This window comes from Nostoc sp. (assembly GCF_036918015.1).
Classification (GTDB): Bacteria; Cyanobacteriota; Cyanobacteriia; order Cyanobacteriales; family Nostocaceae; genus Nostoc.
In genome coordinates, this window is the sequence record NZ_JBALEO010000027.1 from 1 (window position 1) to 16,293 (window position 16,293).

Annotated in this window: 9 protein-coding genes; 3 read left to right on the forward strand and 6 right to left on the reverse strand. The window is 41.1% G+C overall.

The annotated features are described in order from the left end of the window. Window positions 1-263: 263 nt before the first annotated feature. On the reverse strand, window positions 264-1,310 hold the full coding sequence (locus tag V7K61_RS06590; RefSeq protein WP_335052027.1) for a serine/threonine protein kinase: 1,047 nt from the start codon (window positions 1,308-1,310) through the stop codon (window positions 264-266). A gap of 324 nt (window positions 1,311-1,634) precedes the next feature. On the opposite strand from V7K61_RS06590, the gene V7K61_RS06595 reads away from it, so the two are divergent. Further along, window positions 1,635-2,954, forward strand: coding sequence for an acetyl ornithine aminotransferase family protein (locus tag V7K61_RS06595; RefSeq protein ID WP_335052028.1), 1,320 nt, complete (start codon window positions 1,635-1,637; stop codon window positions 2,952-2,954). A gap of 76 nt (window positions 2,955-3,030) precedes the next feature. Next, window positions 3,031-3,945: a DUF1338 domain-containing protein gene (locus tag V7K61_RS06600; RefSeq protein ID WP_335052030.1), complete on the forward strand. Its 915-nt coding sequence runs from the start codon at window positions 3,031-3,033 to the stop codon at window positions 3,943-3,945. Window positions 3,946-4,115: 170 nt separating this feature from the next. On the opposite strand, the gene V7K61_RS06605 is transcribed toward V7K61_RS06600, so the two are convergent. Continuing rightward, window positions 4,116-6,623 (reverse strand): beta strand repeat-containing protein, encoded by a 2,508-nt coding sequence (locus V7K61_RS06605; RefSeq protein ID WP_335052032.1) that lies wholly within the window; start codon window positions 6,621-6,623, stop codon window positions 4,116-4,118. A gap of 548 nt (window positions 6,624-7,171) precedes the next feature. Continuing rightward, window positions 7,172-10,840, reverse strand: coding sequence for a pyruvate:ferredoxin (flavodoxin) oxidoreductase (gene nifJ, locus V7K61_RS06610; RefSeq protein WP_335052034.1), 3,669 nt, complete (start codon window positions 10,838-10,840; stop codon window positions 7,172-7,174). 743 nt (window positions 10,841-11,583) lie between these two features. Here nifJ and V7K61_RS06615 point away from each other — a divergent pair. Then, window positions 11,584-12,741 (forward strand): endo-1,4-beta-xylanase, encoded by a 1,158-nt coding sequence (locus V7K61_RS06615; RefSeq protein WP_335052036.1) that lies wholly within the window; start codon window positions 11,584-11,586, stop codon window positions 12,739-12,741. Window positions 12,742-13,145: 404 nt separating this feature from the next. On the opposite strand, the gene V7K61_RS06620 is transcribed toward V7K61_RS06615, so the two are convergent. The 3 genes from V7K61_RS06620 to V7K61_RS06630 form a co-directional block, all read right to left on the reverse strand. Continuing rightward, a complete protein-coding gene (locus V7K61_RS06620) occupies window positions 13,146-13,970 on the reverse strand; it encodes a WecB/TagA/CpsF family glycosyltransferase (protein ID WP_335052038.1) in 825 nt (274 codons plus the stop codon). Window positions 13,971-14,114: 144 nt separating this feature from the next. Continuing rightward, window positions 14,115-15,266: a glycosyltransferase family 4 protein gene (locus V7K61_RS06625; protein ID WP_335052124.1), complete on the reverse strand. Its 1,152-nt coding sequence runs from the start codon at window positions 15,264-15,266 to the stop codon at window positions 14,115-14,117. 107 nt (window positions 15,267-15,373) lie between these two features. Then, window positions 15,374-16,267, reverse strand: coding sequence for a glycosyltransferase family 2 protein (locus V7K61_RS06630; RefSeq protein ID WP_335052040.1), 894 nt, complete (start codon window positions 16,265-16,267; stop codon window positions 15,374-15,376). Between the last annotated feature and the right edge of the window lie 26 nt (window positions 16,268-16,293).

Consider the following 16,293-nt stretch of genomic DNA (forward strand, 5'->3'; position numbering starts at 1 on the left):
TTCCGTTACTGGGGTGCTTGTGATTACAGGCATCCCTTTATTTTTTGCCCACCCTCTCACTTACTGATCGCTCACCTTTAGTCTAAAGTCCAGAACTAATGTGACTTGAAAACTAACTTTTGGAGTCGCAAAAGCAACTAATGTGACTTGAAAACTAACTTTTGGAGTCGCAAAAGCAACTAATGTGACTTGAAAACTAGCTTTTGGAGTCGCAAAAGCAACTAATGTGACTTGAAAACCAACTTTTGCGTAAGTCTAGCCTATTACCTATTTTGTGGTTTACCGGAAGATGATGGCGTTTGTTGTGTTGGGGGATTGGTAGGTGCTGATTTGTCTGGGAACCAATCTTTGAATAAATCTGTGCCGTCTTTGACTCCTGATATCAAGGCTGCGAATAATGCTAATACACCCATAATCTCTAATATCCACGCCCACAAGGGTTGTGTCCAAGGAAGTTTGGGAAGAGAAAAACCTGCTGTTTTGAAACCCAATTCTTTTAACCAGTCTTCCACTGTTTCGGGACGGTTGTCGGGTTGTAGTTCCATTGCGTGGAGAATGGCTTGATTGACGCGATCGCTAATCTTATCATTCAATTCTTTAGGTGGAATTAAACGCTTATTGTTATCTTGGCGCTCAATTGCACTTTCTGGCAGTTTTCCTGTTAATAAAAAATATAAAGTTGCCGCAAGAGAATAAATATCAGTCCAAGGTTTACGTCGCGCCTGTTGTCTAGGAGAGTTGGAATACAGTTCAATTGGTGTAAATTTGTCAACCAAGTTACCGCGACTTGACACTGGGTTATCAATAAATCTTCGTGCTAAATCGAAGTTTATCAAAACAACCTGATGCGTACCCGCCCGCAAAATGATATTTTCTGGTTTCACATTTCGATGTAAAAATCCTTGTTTATGCACTACTATGAGTGCTTTCCCAATTTGCTGGATATAGTTTAGGGCTTCTTTTTCAGGGAGAAATCCTCGCGGTTGGACAATCTTGGCTAAATTATCTCCTAGAATATGCTCCATGACCATGCATTTTAAATCACCTTCCTCGAAGGTATCAATGACTTGGACAATATTCGGATGTTTGCATATTGCTAGTTTACGGGATTCATCTGCAAAACCTGATTTTAAGCGATCGCGGTCTTCGTTACTTAATTGATTAAGCAAATTGGGATTCAATGTTTTAATCACAACATTCTTGCCATCCCGATCCTCAGCAAGATAAGTAATAGCGAAGTTCCCCTGTCCTAACTCTTGTTTAATTTCATACCGATCGCGGTGTAACTTTTGTCCAGATGCCCAAGTCATTGGTTGATTATCTCAGAGACTTTTATTAATTTTTGCATATAGTAATTCTCTGTGGATTTAATACACTTTCTTCCGTAAATCTTCTGTAGCTTCCACCCTGACATCTAATAGTGAAGCTGTTATGCTTGCTTCAAAAAATATAATATGACGCGATCGCAGAAGTTGTGTTATAAAAACGGGCAAAGTCTTACAAAATACGAAAATCTTGACTATGAAGCTTTTTCGTTAAATGCGTAATTTCCATACCAATGGCATCAAATGCTACTGTAACTAATCAAGCTTTAGCGTTTAATCATCAGTAATCTTTAAAAAATCGAAAAAATAATGTTAAGTATCCCTATTAACTTAAATTTACCTCGTACACCCAATTTAATAACTTCTTTACCTGGGCCTCGCGCTCAAGCAATTGTACAACGCGATCGCGCCGTAACTTCTCCTTCTTATACCCGTGATTACCCGTTAGTTGTATCTCGCGGTCAGGGCTGTATGGTAGAAGATGTGGATGGCAATGTATTTCTGGATATGACCGCAGGTATTGCCGTTACCGCCACCGGACACGCCCACCCGGAAGTCGTCAAAGCAATTCAAGAACAGTCGGCGCGTCTGTTGCACATGTCAGGGACAGATTTTTATTATGAGCCGATGGTGGAATTAGCGGAACAATTAGCAATTCGCGCTCCCTTTCCCCACCCACAGAGTAATGCTGTGTTTCCCGCAAAAATATTTTTCACCAATTCCGGGGCAGAATCTAACGAAGGAGCAATCAAACTAGCTCGATATTACACCAAGCGATCGCTAATCGTAGCCTTCTTAGGCGCATTTCACGGACGCACTTATGGGGCAATGTCTCTCACTGGTTCTAAAGTAGTGCAGCGAGCTAACTTTGGCCCTTTAGTTCCTGGGGTGACTCACATTCCCTACGGCACTCACGCTAGCTTAGATTACTTGGAACAACAGCTATTTACGACAATTTTACCACCGCAAGAAGTAGCAGCGATCGTTGTCGAACCGATTCAAGGAGAGGGTGGATATATCGTACCCGAAGATGGTTTTTTACAGCGAATTCGGGAGATATGCGATCGCCACGGTATTCTGATGGTAGTGGATGAAGTACAAGCAGGAATGGGGCGGACTGGTCGCTTATTTGCGATCGAGCATTGGGGTGTGATGCCTGATATCATTACCACTGCTAAAGGTATCGCCAGTGGTATGCCATTAGGAGCGATACTAGCTAGACCAGAGTTAATGACTTGGCCTCCTGGTTCTCACGCTACTACATTTGGTGGTAATCCCGTAGCTTGTGCGGCTGGTATTGCTACACTGCGACTGCTAGAAAGTGGTTTAATGACCAACGCTACCCAAATGGGAGAATTATTACAAGCTAGTCTTATCCAGTTGCATCAAAGATTTCCGAGAGTATCGCCGCCACGAGGTAAGGGTTTGATGGTAGCGGTAGATTTATTAGATGAACAGGGTAATCTCGATCATAAATTGCGCGATCGCATTATCCAAGAAGCTTTTTTACGCGGTTTATTATTGCTAGGTTGCGGTAAAGCAGCAATTCGTTTCTGTCCCCCTCTAGTTATCGACAGCGACCAAATTCAGATAGCCCTTCAGATTATCAGCGAGATTTTAAGTTCTTAAAATATTAGGGGAAGGGAGAAATAACCAGTGCTTAATGTCCAATGACAAATGACAAATGACAAATGACAAATGACAAATGACAAATAAAATAGCCCTTAATTTATGGAAATTACTTTGGCAAGAATACAGTGCCAGGGTAAATCATGCTCGTACCTACCAGCAAATGATTATTGCTGCGGGTGGAACTGTCGCCAACGACCACATCGCCTTTCGGTCTTTGCGTTTATTAGTAGATACTCCACAAGGTAAACTTAACTTAGGAATTGACTATCTTGGACAACTTGCAGAAGCTTTAGGTTATGTGGCGGCTGGAGAGTATACCTTTGCTCAAACTCATTTGTACGCCCGTCATTATCGTCATCCGCAGCAAGAGGAATTTAATTTACCCAAGCTGTTTATCAGCGAGTTGATTGTCGATGAATTGCCTAGCAATATTGCTCAACTCATCTTTAAAACAGTATCTTCAATCCCAAAGGAACTGACCTCACCCCTTACTCTTCTACAAAAAAACGCAGACTCAGAAACCATCGCCGAACAACTCCAACAAGTCTTCAGCCGCCCTTGGCAACCTCCCCAACGTTCTGTTGTTGAAGAGGTGAATCAGGCTACTCAGTATGGGGCTTGGGTGTTGCTGCACGGATATGCTGTCAACCACTTTACAGGCTACGTTAACGGCCAGAATACCCCAGAATATCCAGACATTGATACTACCGCTAGTGCTTTGGCTAACCTGGGTGTACCAATGAAAGCAGAGATAGAGGGAAATGTTGCTTGTGGTTTGCGGCAAACTGCAACTCAAGCAATAACAGAAATGGTGACAGTGTTAGATGATAACAGTGGTGCAGAAATTCAGATTCCTTGGACTTATGCCTATTATGAAATAGCCCAGCGCTATCTAATAGATGTGGAACCTGGAAAGCAGGTACTTTTTGATGCTTTTTTAGGAAGTAATGCCCAGCAATTGTTTGAAATGACTCGTCTATGTAAATAGCCGAGAGTTGTTATACCAATTAGAGAAAAGAATGCGACAAATAGATCATTTGTAGAGACGCGATTCATCGCGTCTCTACCCAAGTATGTGTTGCAATCATTAATTTAATTGGTATTAGTAAAGGATTCAATTTCAAAGTTCCGAGCTAGTAGTTTCGTGTTTTGGAAAAACTACGCTTGCAAGACAAAATCTGATGCTGTGACAGTTGGCGCACCAGTTAGAGTTGCAAATAAACCACCATTGCCAAAACCCGCCGCGCTGCCATTTTGGTTGTAGAACAACTGTCCACTCACAGGATCGTACACAATTTTCGCCGTGCTAGTCCCTGCTAAATGAGTGACTTGAAAATCACTGGCGTTACTAAAACCATTTCCTGGAACACAGGTAATGGTACTAAAGGAAGTTTTATCTAGTAAAATCTTGTCACCTTCAGAACTCTTAAAGTCACTAATGGTATCTACGCCAATTGCAGAGCCGTTAAAAGCAGCATTGGTGTTGTAAAGGAATATATCAGCACCAGCACCGCCAACGAGAGTATCATTACCTGCACTACCAATGAGGGTATCATTGCCAGCACCACCACGTAGATAATCGTTGCCACTCTTGCCATCGATGATGTCATCACCTCCCTGACCATTAATCACATCATTGGAATTGTAAAAACCCGTGATGTTATTGTTAAGGTCATTGAGGAATGTCACTGTGTTTTTGTTAAACAAATTGATTTGAGTGGAGTTAGCATCAAAGACATCAAAGCTGTCAGCGATGTTAGTCTGTCCATCAAACTCTATATTGCCTATAGCTGCTCTGCTATCTGACGCTGGTAAATTCTCCAGGTTTTCTAGTTGAAAGTTTTGTAGGATGACTTTGGTGTTGGCGATATCTTCAAAAGTGACTTCTAGATTGTCGCCATTTTGAGTTAATTGCAGATTTTTAGCAGTCAATCCACTACCTGTAAATTCCAACGTGTCCACTTGAGGAATTGCTGATACTGAAGCTTTTGAACCTTTGCCTACACCGCTAAAGTCGGTTATGGTGTCAATGCCATCGCCAGGGTGAAAGATAAATTTATCTTGACTACCGTTGCCTGTAAGGGTGTCATTACCAACATTGCCCTCAATAATGTTATTATTGGGCGTACCGATGAGAATATCTGCACCAGGCGTGCCCATTAAGATAGGCGTGACACCGATATTTTTACCGCCAAACAGCACGTAACTCTGCCCTGAAAATAAGCTGTTGGGGGAGGCAAATGGTGCCCCGATAATCAGGTCGTCGATGCCGTCGTCGTTGATGTCTCCTGCACTGCTGAGAGTGTAGCCTAAGTTGTCACCTGGATTGATGCCGTTGATAGCAAAGCCATTAGTGCCGTTAAGGTTGGAGAGGTCAAAACTGGCACTAAAACTGGACTTGCGGCCAAACAGCACATAGCTCTGCCCCGATCTGTTGCTGTTGGGGGAGGCAAAGGGTGCCCCGATAATTAGGTCGTCGATGCCGTCGCCGTTGATGTCTCCTGCACTGCTTACAGGATTACCTGACTTTTCATCTGGATTGATGCCATTGATGGCAAAGCCGTTAGTGCCGTTGAGGGTAGAGAGGTTGAATTGGGCACTAAAATCGGATTTGCTGCCAAATACTACGTAGCTTTGCCCTGAGAAGTCGCCGTTGGGGGAGGCATTAGATGCCCCGATAATCAAGTCGTCGATGCCGTCGCCGTTGATATCTCCCGCACTGCTTACAGAACTACCTGAAGTGTCATTTTCATTGATGCCGTTGATGGCAAAGCCATTAGTGCCGTTGAGGGTAGAAAGGTTAAATTGGGCACTAAAACCGGACTTGCTGCCAAACACCACGTAGGTCTGCCCTAATTGTTCGCCACTGGGGGCAATAGGTGCCCCGATAATCAGGTCGTCGATGCCGTCGCCGTTGATATCTCCCGCATTGTTGACAGAAGTGCCTGAGAAGTCATATCTATTTATGCCGTTGATCACAAAGCCGTTAATGCCGTTGAGGGTAGAGAGGTTGAGTTGGGCATCAAAACCACCTTTACTGCCAAACACCACGTAGCTTTGCCCTAAAGTATTGTTAGCAGGTGGTGCCCCGATAATCAGGTCGTCAATGCCGTCGCCGTTGATGTCTCCCGCACTGCTCACAGAACCGCTTGATAATTGGTCAATTGGATTGATGCCGTTGATGGCAAAGCCGTTAGTGCCGTTCAGTGTGGAGAGGTTAAATTGGGGACTAAAATCTTCTTTGCTACCAAACACCACGTAGCTCTGCCCTGAATACTTGCCGTTGGGGGAGGCAGTCGATGCCCCAATAATCAGGTCATCGATGCCGTCGCCGTTGATGTCTCCCGCACTGCTTACAGAATGGCCTGAGTCGTCACCTGGATTAATGCCGTTGATGGCAAAGCCGTTAGTGCCGTTGAGGGTGGAGAGGTTAAATTGGGGACTAAAACCATCCTTGCTGCCAAATACCACGTAACTCTGCCCTGAAGAAGGGGCGTTGGGGTCAGCATCTGGTGCCCCGATAATCAGGTCGTCGATGCCGTCGCCGTTGATGTCTCCCGCACTGCTTACAGAATTGCCTGAAGTGTCATATTTATTGATGCCGTTGATGGCAAAGCCGTTAGTGCCGTTGAGCGTAGATAAGTTGAAAACTGAATTTGCCATCATTTCTCCTGTATTAGTTTTTATGAGTTATTTGTCGTTAGTCACGATCAAAGATACAAGTACCGCAAGGACGAATTAAAAATTAAAAATCAATACAGCGTAAGCGTTTCATTAATTTGGAATAGGTGGTTTATTTATGCCGTGTTGTACTAGTACTTTGTTAAGCTAGTTTTGAAAGTTTGTAGTAAGCACTTCAGTGCTTAGAAAATACTTGTAGTGGATATTGCAATCTTCTTACAGATTATCTTGAAAAACCAAATTCAATATTTGCACGTTTATTGTCTAAAACTTAGGTTCAGCACAACTTAAACTACAGCGTTAGTATAAAAATAATGGTTTTACTAATCAGAATAATCATATTTGTAACGAAAATGATGATTTTACTAACCAAAATGGTGAGTTTGTAACGAAAATTACGATGTTTGTAACGAAAATAATGATTTTACTAACCAAAATGGTGAGTTTGTAACGAAAATAATGATGTTTGTAACAAAAATAACGACTTGAGTTACTCAAGTCGTTATTTTTATAACCAAAACTAGGGCTAATGTTCAGAGAATGTCGCGCTTTGCGAGATATTGGTACATTTGCCAACGTGCATCTACCTCAGCTTGCGCTTGTTCTAACAAGTGTTTGGCTACGTCTGGTTTACTCTTAGTGAGCATCTTGAAACGATTTTCTTGATACATCGAATGTTCTACAGATTGTGTAGGCGATCGCATATCCAATTGCAATGGATTCTTACCCTGGTTAAGCAACTCTGGATTATGCCGATACAGCAACCAACGACCTGATTCTACCAGAGTTTTTTGATGATTCATCCCTGTAGTCATGTTAATGCCGTGGGCGATGCAATGGCTGTAAGCAATAATCAGTGATGGGCCATCATAAGCTTCTGCTTCCAAAAATGCTTTGAGAGTATGTTCATCTCTGGCACCAAGGGCTACACTCGCTACGTAGACATTTCCGTAGGTCATGGCAATCATCCCTAAGTCTTTCTTTGGTGCGGGCTTACCACTGGCGGCATATTTGGCAACTGCGGCTCGTGGCGTGGCTTTAGAAGATTGACCGCCTGTATTAGAATACACTTCTGTATCCATCACCAAGATGTTGACATTGCGACCACTAGCAATTACATGATCGATACCGCCAAAATCGATATCATAAGCCCAACCATCACCGCCAACAATCCAGACGCTTTTTCTCACCAAGTAATCTGCAAGGGATTTGAGAGTTTGGATTTGAGATTTTAGCTTGGGATCGAAAGTGACAATTTCATCTAACTTCTGCTGCAACAGTTCTATCCTTTCCCGCTGTTCCCAAATGTCAGCTTCAGATTTTTGTTCAGCTTTCAGGATTGACTGGGTAAGGTTTTCATCTATTTCACTTCCCAACTGTTGCAACAATTCCGCCGCAAACTCAGCTTGTTTGTCGAGGGAGAGGCGAAAGCCAAAACCAAATTCGGCGTTATCTTCAAATAGATTATTAGACCACGCGGGGCCGCGTCCTTCGGTGTTGGTTGTCCAAGGAGTGGTAGGAAGATTACCACCATATATTGAAGAACAACCTGTAGCATTGGCGATGACGGCGCGATCGCCAAACAATTGTGTTAATAATTTTAGATAAGGTGTTTCCCCACAACCTGCACAAGCACCAGAGAATTCAAATAAAGGTTCTTGCAGTTGTTGTTGGCGAATCTGGTTTAATTTTAGCGATCGCCTGTCAGGATTAGGTAAACTCAAAAAGAAATCCCAGTTCTTCCGCTCTTGCTCTTGTAATGGCAACTGCTGCGCCATGTTAATTGCTTTCAGCGATGGCTCAGATTTATTTTTAGCAGGGCAAATATTTACACAAATAGTGCATCCCGTGCAATCTTCTGGGGCAACTTGAATGGTAAATTTTTGATTGGCAAAGTCTTTATCTTTTGCACCCGTTGACTTAAAGGTTGCTGGTGCATTAACTAACTCATCGGCTTGATAAGCCTTAGCACGGATGGCACTATGTGGACAAACCATCACGCACTTACCACATTGTACGCAGACATCCGGTTCCCATACAGGTATCTCTTCGGCTACGTTACGTTTTTCCCATTTGGCAGTACCTACAGGAAAAGTGCCATCAACAGGTAGTCTGCTAACAGGTAAGTCATCACCTTCCCAAATCATGATTTTGCCCAGAACTTCTCGTACAAATTCGGGAGCAGAATTAAGTGAGGAGTTAGGAGTTAGGAGTGAGGAGTTAGGAATGGGGATTGTTTGTGGGACATCTACTTTATGCAAGTTGTCTAAGGTGTTGTCTACAGCTTGCAAGTTCATGCGGACAACTTCTACGCCTTTTTTACCGTAAGTCTTATCAATCGCTTGTTTGATTTTAGCGATCGCTTCTTCTTGCGGCAAGACTCCCGCTAAGGCAAAGAAGCATACTTGCATAATAGTGTTAATTCTGCCACCCATGCCACTTTCACGGGCAACTTGACTAGCGTTAATTACGTATAACTTCAAATGCTTGTCGATAATTTGCTGTTGCACCTTCAACGGCAGATATTCCCAAGCGGTATCTGCATTGTATGGACTGTTAAGCAGCAAAGTTGCTCCAGGAATAGCAGACTTCAAAATATCTATGCGTTCTAGAAATCCCCAGTGATGACAACCAATAAAGTTAGCTTGGTCAATTAGGTAGGTGGAGCGAATTGGCTCTTTACCGAAGCGGAGATGCGAGACAGTCATTGAGCCAGATTTCTTGGAGTCAAAGACAAAGTAGCCTTGGGCGTAATTGTCAGTTTCCTCACCAATAATCTTGATGGAGTTTTTGTTAGCGCCAACTGTACCATCAGCGCCTAACCCATAGAACATTGCCCGAACAACATTATCCGATTCTGTAGAGAAACTAGGGTCAAAGCTCAAGGAAGTATGACTAACGTCGTCATTAATCCCAATCGTAAAATGATTCTTCGGTTTAGCTTCGGCAAGATTATCAAAGATGCCCTTCACCATCGCCGGAGTAAATTCCTTAGAAGAAAGACCATAACGACCACCCACAATTTTAGGCAGAGGGGCAGAGGGGGGGAGGGGCAGCACTTCGGCTACGCTCAGTGACCCAGGGGAAAGACTTACTAAAACTTCCTCTCTGCTCCCCTGCTCCCCTGCTCCCCTGCTCTCATCCCCCCACCCTTCATGAATAGCAGCCACAACATCTAAATACAAAGGCTCACCGGCGCTACCTGCTTCTTTGGTGCGATCAAGAACTGCGATCGCTTTTACACTAGTGGGTAATACTGCAACAAACCTTTGGACATCAAAGGGGCGGTAAAGTCGCACTTTCACTACACCAAGTTTTTCACCACGGGCGTTAAGGTAATCTACTGTTTCATGGACGGTTTCACAACCTGAACCCATAAGAACGATAACGCGATCGGCATCGTTGGCACCGTAATATTCATAGATTTTATAATGCCTTCCTGTGCGTTCTCCAAATTCATCCATGATCCGCTGGACAATTTCTGGACAGGCGTTGTAATAAGGGTTCGCCCCTTCACGTCCTTGGAAGTAGACATCGGGGTTTTGGGCAGTCCCCCGCAATACTGGACGGTCTGGGGTGAGGGCGCGGCTGCGGTGAGCGAGTATTAGGTTATCGTGGATTAGCGATCGCAAATCATCATCTGAAAGCAATTTGACTTTCTGCACTTCATGAGAGGTGCGGAAGCCGTCAAAGAAATGCATAAAAGAGACTCGCGCCTCTAAAGTAGCAGCATGGGCAATGAGAGCAAAATCTTGACTTTCCTGCACCGAAGCGGAACACAGCAGGGCGAAACCAGTTGCACGAGCTGCCATCACATCGCTATGGTCGCCAAAAATTGATAAAGCATGAGTAGCCAAAGAACGGGCGGCAACGTGAACCACAGCGCTAGTCAACTCACCAGCAATTTTGTAAAAATTGGGTATCATCAACAATAATCCCTGAGATGCCGTGAAGGTGGTACTCAGAGAACCTGTTTGTAATGCCCCATGCACAGCACCAGCCGCTCCCCCTTCGCTCTGCATCTGCACAACGCTGGGAATAGTCCCCCAGAGGTTAGGACGACTTTCGGCTGACCAAGCATCTGCCCATTCACCCATTGCTGAAGAGGGGGTGATGGGATAAATGGCAATCACTTCATTTAGTTTGTAAGCAACACGGGCGACAGCTTCATTCCCATCGATAGTTGCAAAGGTTTTGTTCATAACTTGATTTTTGTCCCCGCCTCAAAACTGCATTATCAGAACACGTGAATATAAGAATCAGAAATAGCCAGAATTAGAAAGTGAGTGTATTATATGCATTAAGATTTAGCGGTAGGATTTACTCCGCATTTAAAGGATAATTTATTGATGGTTTTAGGCTCTTAAATTAACTTTCAACCAATACTGCATCTATTAATTATCTCATTTGCAATACTGCATCTATTAATATGCATTAATAATGTACTCAGCAATCAAAGTCTCTGTTTGAACAGACTTTGAGGCAATTTATTATTTTTTGTGGGGTATAGGGTCGGGAATCTCTGATATATTTTACTTAAAGTTAGAGGTCACTTATCAAGTCAAAATACAATTACTCTAGTACAAACAGAATGAGCAGTAGCTTATTCTGCTTCTCTTACTTAAGATTACTAACGAAAATCAATGGCAATCGCATTACCATTGACAGCAAAGAAAGCACAATCTGTAAACATCATAATCTCGCCACTTTCCGGTGCTGATGTAGACAGAATTAATTATTTATTATCGAATTAATCGTTATATATTAGGGTAGTATGTTTACCGCTAGTATGTAAAAGCACAGTTAATTGATGTAAATCGAACATGTGTTATGGCTTAACAATTTTTATCTTGTGTAATGACTATATGAATTATCACTAAACCTCAAAAAGTATCAAAATTTATTTTGTAATATAATCTTATGTGTTTTTTATGAAATATGATTTATGCCTTATCGGAGAAATTTTTTAAGAAGAGCAGGATATACAACCCTTTCTGCCTTATTAACTATGGGGTTTTTACAAAAGGATAACCAAAAAGAAAATCAAGGTACGAATGCTATTGCAGGAAATTATACAAGTAAAAATTTAAATACTCCTCTTCGGCAATTAGCTGCTGCCAAAGGAAAGCGCTATGGCGCAGCAATTTCTAATGAATTTTTGCAAACAGAGGAAGATTATGCGAAGCTCATGGCTCGTGAATGTTCCATTGTGACACCGAATGGTGAATTAAAATGGAACGCTACTGAACCACAGCCAGGAAAATTTACCTTTGAGTCAGCAGATGCGATCGCTGATTTCTGCCAAAAACATAAGATAGAATTGCACGGGCATACCCTTTTCTGGCACATGGGAAACCCAGACTGGGTTCCTTACCCACCTACACCTACGATGATCGAACGCCATGTTACAGGAGTCATGGGGCATTATCGCAATAGTCCTGTTTTAAAGTCTTGGGATATTGCCAATGAAATCATCGCTGATAGTGAAAATGAAACTGATAACGCAACAACCGGTTTGCGTAAAGGGGTAAAACCAGAATTGATTCGAGATTTGTTTTTAATTGCCGCTTCAGTTGATAGCAGCAAGAAATTTTACCTAAACGATTTTGGCATCGAAGGCACCACATGGAAATCAGAACGTTTCTTAAGAATGGTCGAATATCTGAAGAATAGTGGTGTGAAAATTGACGGGGCAGGCATCCAATCGCATCTATGGTTTTCTACTGCCTATGGTTTTGACGAGAAAGGATTTAATTCCGTCTTAAAACGGCTTAACGATCTTGAAGTTAAACCAATAATCACAGAATTAGATATTATTATTGATATGCCATTGCCCGATAGTATTAAAAAGCTAGACCAGATGGTAGCCGATAGTTACAAGCGATATCTTGATCTATGCTTTGCAGCTAAAGTTGATACTGTGATTACATGGGGACTTACCGATCGTCATACCTGGATACGTCATCCCGAGTGGATGCCAAGAAAAACCTTTAGAAACAATCCAAGTCTCTGGAAATTTCTGCGTCCGCTTCCCTTCGATCAGAATCTGCAATCTAAACCAGCCCGTAATGCTATAGCCCAGGCTTTTCAGGAATCAACCTAATACTCCACCCAGGCTTAACAATTCAAAATTCAAAATTCAAAATTCAAAATAAAGACATTTTCAGACGGGGATTTAAACCCCGGCTGAAACTGGCGCTACCTGTAGAGGTAGGGGTCTTAAACCCTTTGATTTACGATAAATATAGCGTTTCCTTAGCAACTGAGGTACACCCAAATCTTGTTCACCAAGCTTAGTAGCTTTGAAAATGTACTTCACTATGCCGGGAACTGCTATAGCATTTTTAAATATTATTCCAAGCAAAATAGATGGAGATATTTTTAGTTATTCACGATTATGAAAGTTGAATAAGACTTACTGACTAATTAATCATTAAATCTTAGTACAACATTTCATAAATTCGTGACGAATTGAGCGACCTACTGGTAAGAGTCTGAAAGACTCGATCAAGCTACGAACTTTTGAAATTTCGTACTTAAAAATACCAGCAGATTATTTTTCTTTCGTTTACTTGAGATACTCCAAATTTCTCGCAAAAATAATGTCCCAACAAACCAAGGCTCAACTAAGTAACGTCTCCAAAGTCTTTTTGGTTCAGAGAACAAGCGATACAACCATTCCAACCCCACCTTTCCCATCCAGCGAGGAGGAGTAGGTATTGCTCCTGCTATATAGTCCATACAGGCTCCACTAGTCAAAATAGTGTTGGCATGAATATGTTCAAGATTTTCGTAAATCCAATACTCTTGGCGTGGCATACCCATCCCTACCATTAATATATGGGGTTTGTAAGCATTAATTGCAGCCACAGTGGCAAGATTTTCTTGACTATCTTTATCTATATCAATATAGCCATGAGCGCAAGCAATCTGTAAACCAGGAAATTTCTGGCATAAAATATTTGCTGCATTTTCAGCAACTCCTGGCTTTGAACCTAAATAGAATACACGCCAGCCTTTACTAGCAGCTTCTGCCATCAGAGGCCATACCCAATCAGCATAGGTTACTCTTTGTTCGCGTTTAAGTGGAAAACCCAACAGCTTTCCAAGAAACACTAGAGGCATACTATCAATATGGGTATATTCTGCTTTCGCATAAAAAGCTTGCATTTTTGGATCGTTATGGAAGAGATAAAGACTATGTAAGTTGTGATTAGCAATAATCCATTTTTCATCTCGATCAATAGATTCTTCAATCAATAAATTTAAGTCAAATATAGAGAGTGCATCCACTTGAGCACCAATAATTTTATAAGAAAATCGCTTTTTCATATCTTATTTTTCTTTTGATAAATATGAGATTTTATCTCAAGGTCAAGGTGAATATTGTAAAATTAATTAGCAACATTTAAATACTGAAGTACCTAAATATTTAAATGCCTAATTTTTTAGTTAAAAATTATTATCTAACTATAACTAAAAAGCACTTGTTTTTATGAGGATGTCAGCGATATTTTGTGCTCTTGCATTCCAGGAATACTTTTCTGTAATTAAAGTATATGCTGTGTCTACAATTGACTGATATTTATCAATATTTGAAGCAGCATCCAGTATTGTCTTAGCGATTTCTTCGCTAGAGTATCCTGTTACTAACAGATGTTCTAAATTGCGAAATTCTTCTAAACCTCGCAAGCCTTCTGGTGTTGATACAACTAATTTTCTACTAGCAAAATAATCTAATGCTTTATTGCGAGCACCACCTGCTACTGCTTGTTTTGAAAATGGCAACAAAGCAATATCTGCATATTTCAGATGGGCTACAAAATCTTCTCTTTTAGGTAAAAAGCCTAAAAAAGAAATATTAGAGGGTATTGGTTCTGAAATATCACTACTATCCCTACCAATAACAACAAAATGTACTTTTTCTTGATGACTTTCAAGGGATTTCGCGACCTCGATAGCCATTGATACAGACATATCATTAGTTGGAAATTGAAATGTTTTAGGAGCAATAATAACCACTATTTTAGCTGGTCTAAATGCTTGATAGGGGTCTTTATCTGGAAAAACTTCAGTATTGAGTAAGTCTTGAGTCACTCCATTCCCGATAGAATAAATTTGCTGTGGAGTTTTTCCATACCATTGGGAAATTAGTTTAGGAATTGATTCACCTGCTGCAATAATTGGACTACCAGAGAATATTAAAATTCCCTGAGCAATATATGTCTTAATACATTGTGCAAACTCTTTGAAGGGATTGGCAACTGAAAACAAGCGCATCCAGTATTCATAAGGCGAAAATGTATGAAAATCTAAGACAAGAGAGGAACTACTGTGTTTTCTAAGCTTTAGTGAAACTAAAGCAGCCAATCCAGGTAGTGTTTCTTGAGCATACACAATGTCTGGACAAAATTCGTCGATGCACTTTTCTATGGATTTAATATATGACCTCAAGCTTCTTGATCCAATAGAAAAAGAAGGTGCATAATTAACAGATGAACAATCTAAACCTAGCTGAAAAACATCAAAATGTTTAGTAAGATATTGTCCTAGATAAAAAGGTCTAGTAAATGCACCAAATGGCTGACTAGAATCAAGGGTTGAGACAATCAGTAAGCGTTTGCCCATAAAATTATTGCTGATTATTATTTTATAATTTGAAACTACATTTGTCAAATTCTTAAGATAGTCATAACTTATCCAAATATCATCCAAGAATGACTATCATGCAAGTCTTAAACTCCTGAGCTAGTTTGATTAATATCCTCAGAAAATGTGGGAGAGGTTGCCAAATCTTTGTAGCCAATAATTGCTCTAATATAGGGTAAGAACCAGTACAGTATCCAGAATGACCCAGAGTGTCTGCTACAAAATATAGTCCATGATTTCAATGGAAATCCTTTAATTTGCAGTACTTTTTTCAAGCGTTCTAATAGATTTAAATTGGTATCTGCCCAACTATTGTGGATAGAGTTTTTAGTACAAGTCCCAATATACCCAGGAGCTACCCATATTTCACAACCCAATTTACGTGCTCTCAGGGCATAATCTAAATCTCCTAGACTATGAACAAAAGCTGTATCAATATTGCCAACTTTGGCGGCAACACTTTTAGGAATTAGCACGCAGTTACCATACATAGCATCGCATTTTTGGATAACTGAACTTGGTTCTAAAAATTCAAATTTATTAGAATACCACTTTTTAGATTTTACCGCTCCTCCATAGGTTGCTTTTCCTGTAATTAAGTCTTTAGTTGAACCAACTACAATTGAGTCTGGATAACCAAGTTCCGTCAAATTTTGATGAACCTGCAACAGTTTAGTTACAGCATTGGCTTCCAGAAATGTGTCATCATTCAACCACAGATAATAATCATATTGATATTTTATTGCCTCGCCAAAGGCGAGATGCATTCCTCCCACCCAAAATAAATTGCCATTACCCTGAAGTATTTGTACTTCTGGATATTCTGCTTTAACAGCCTCTGTAGTCCCATCAGAACTCCCATCATCAGTTAAATAAACATCACAATGATTTTTTTGCTGATATAAAGCATTTAGACAGGCAAGAGTTGTATTCCGCCTGTTATGGCAGGTCATAATTACGGCTAGATTTGCTTGCTTCATATTATTATCCTCATATAACATCTACA

What these genes read in the sequence shown, in the direction of transcription:
- V7K61_RS06590 (WP_335052027.1), bottom strand. Translation starts at nt 1,310, where the DNA reads ATGACTTGGGCATCTGGACAAAAGTTACACCGCGATCGGTATGAAATT.
- V7K61_RS06595 (WP_335052028.1), top strand. Translation starts at nt 1,635, where the DNA reads ATGTTAAGTATCCCTATTAACTTAAATTTACCTCGTACACCCAATTTA.
- V7K61_RS06600 (WP_335052030.1), top strand. Translation starts at nt 3,031, where the DNA reads ATGACAAATAAAATAGCCCTTAATTTATGGAAATTACTTTGGCAAGAA.
- V7K61_RS06605 (WP_335052032.1), bottom strand. Translation starts at nt 6,623, where the DNA reads ATGATGGCAAATTCAGTTTTCAACTTATCTACGCTCAACGGCACTAAC.
- nifJ (WP_335052034.1), bottom strand. Translation starts at nt 10,840, where the DNA reads ATGAACAAAACCTTTGCAACTATCGATGGGAATGAAGCTGTCGCCCGT.
- V7K61_RS06615 (WP_335052036.1), top strand. Translation starts at nt 11,584, where the DNA reads ATGCCTTATCGGAGAAATTTTTTAAGAAGAGCAGGATATACAACCCTT.
- V7K61_RS06620 (WP_335052038.1), bottom strand. Translation starts at nt 13,970, where the DNA reads ATGAAAAAGCGATTTTCTTATAAAATTATTGGTGCTCAAGTGGATGCA.
- V7K61_RS06625 (WP_335052124.1), bottom strand. Translation starts at nt 15,266, where the DNA reads ATGGGCAAACGCTTACTGATTGTCTCAACCCTTGATTCTAGTCAGCCA.
- V7K61_RS06630 (WP_335052040.1), bottom strand. Translation starts at nt 16,267, where the DNA reads ATGAAGCAAGCAAATCTAGCCGTAATTATGACCTGCCATAACAGGCGG.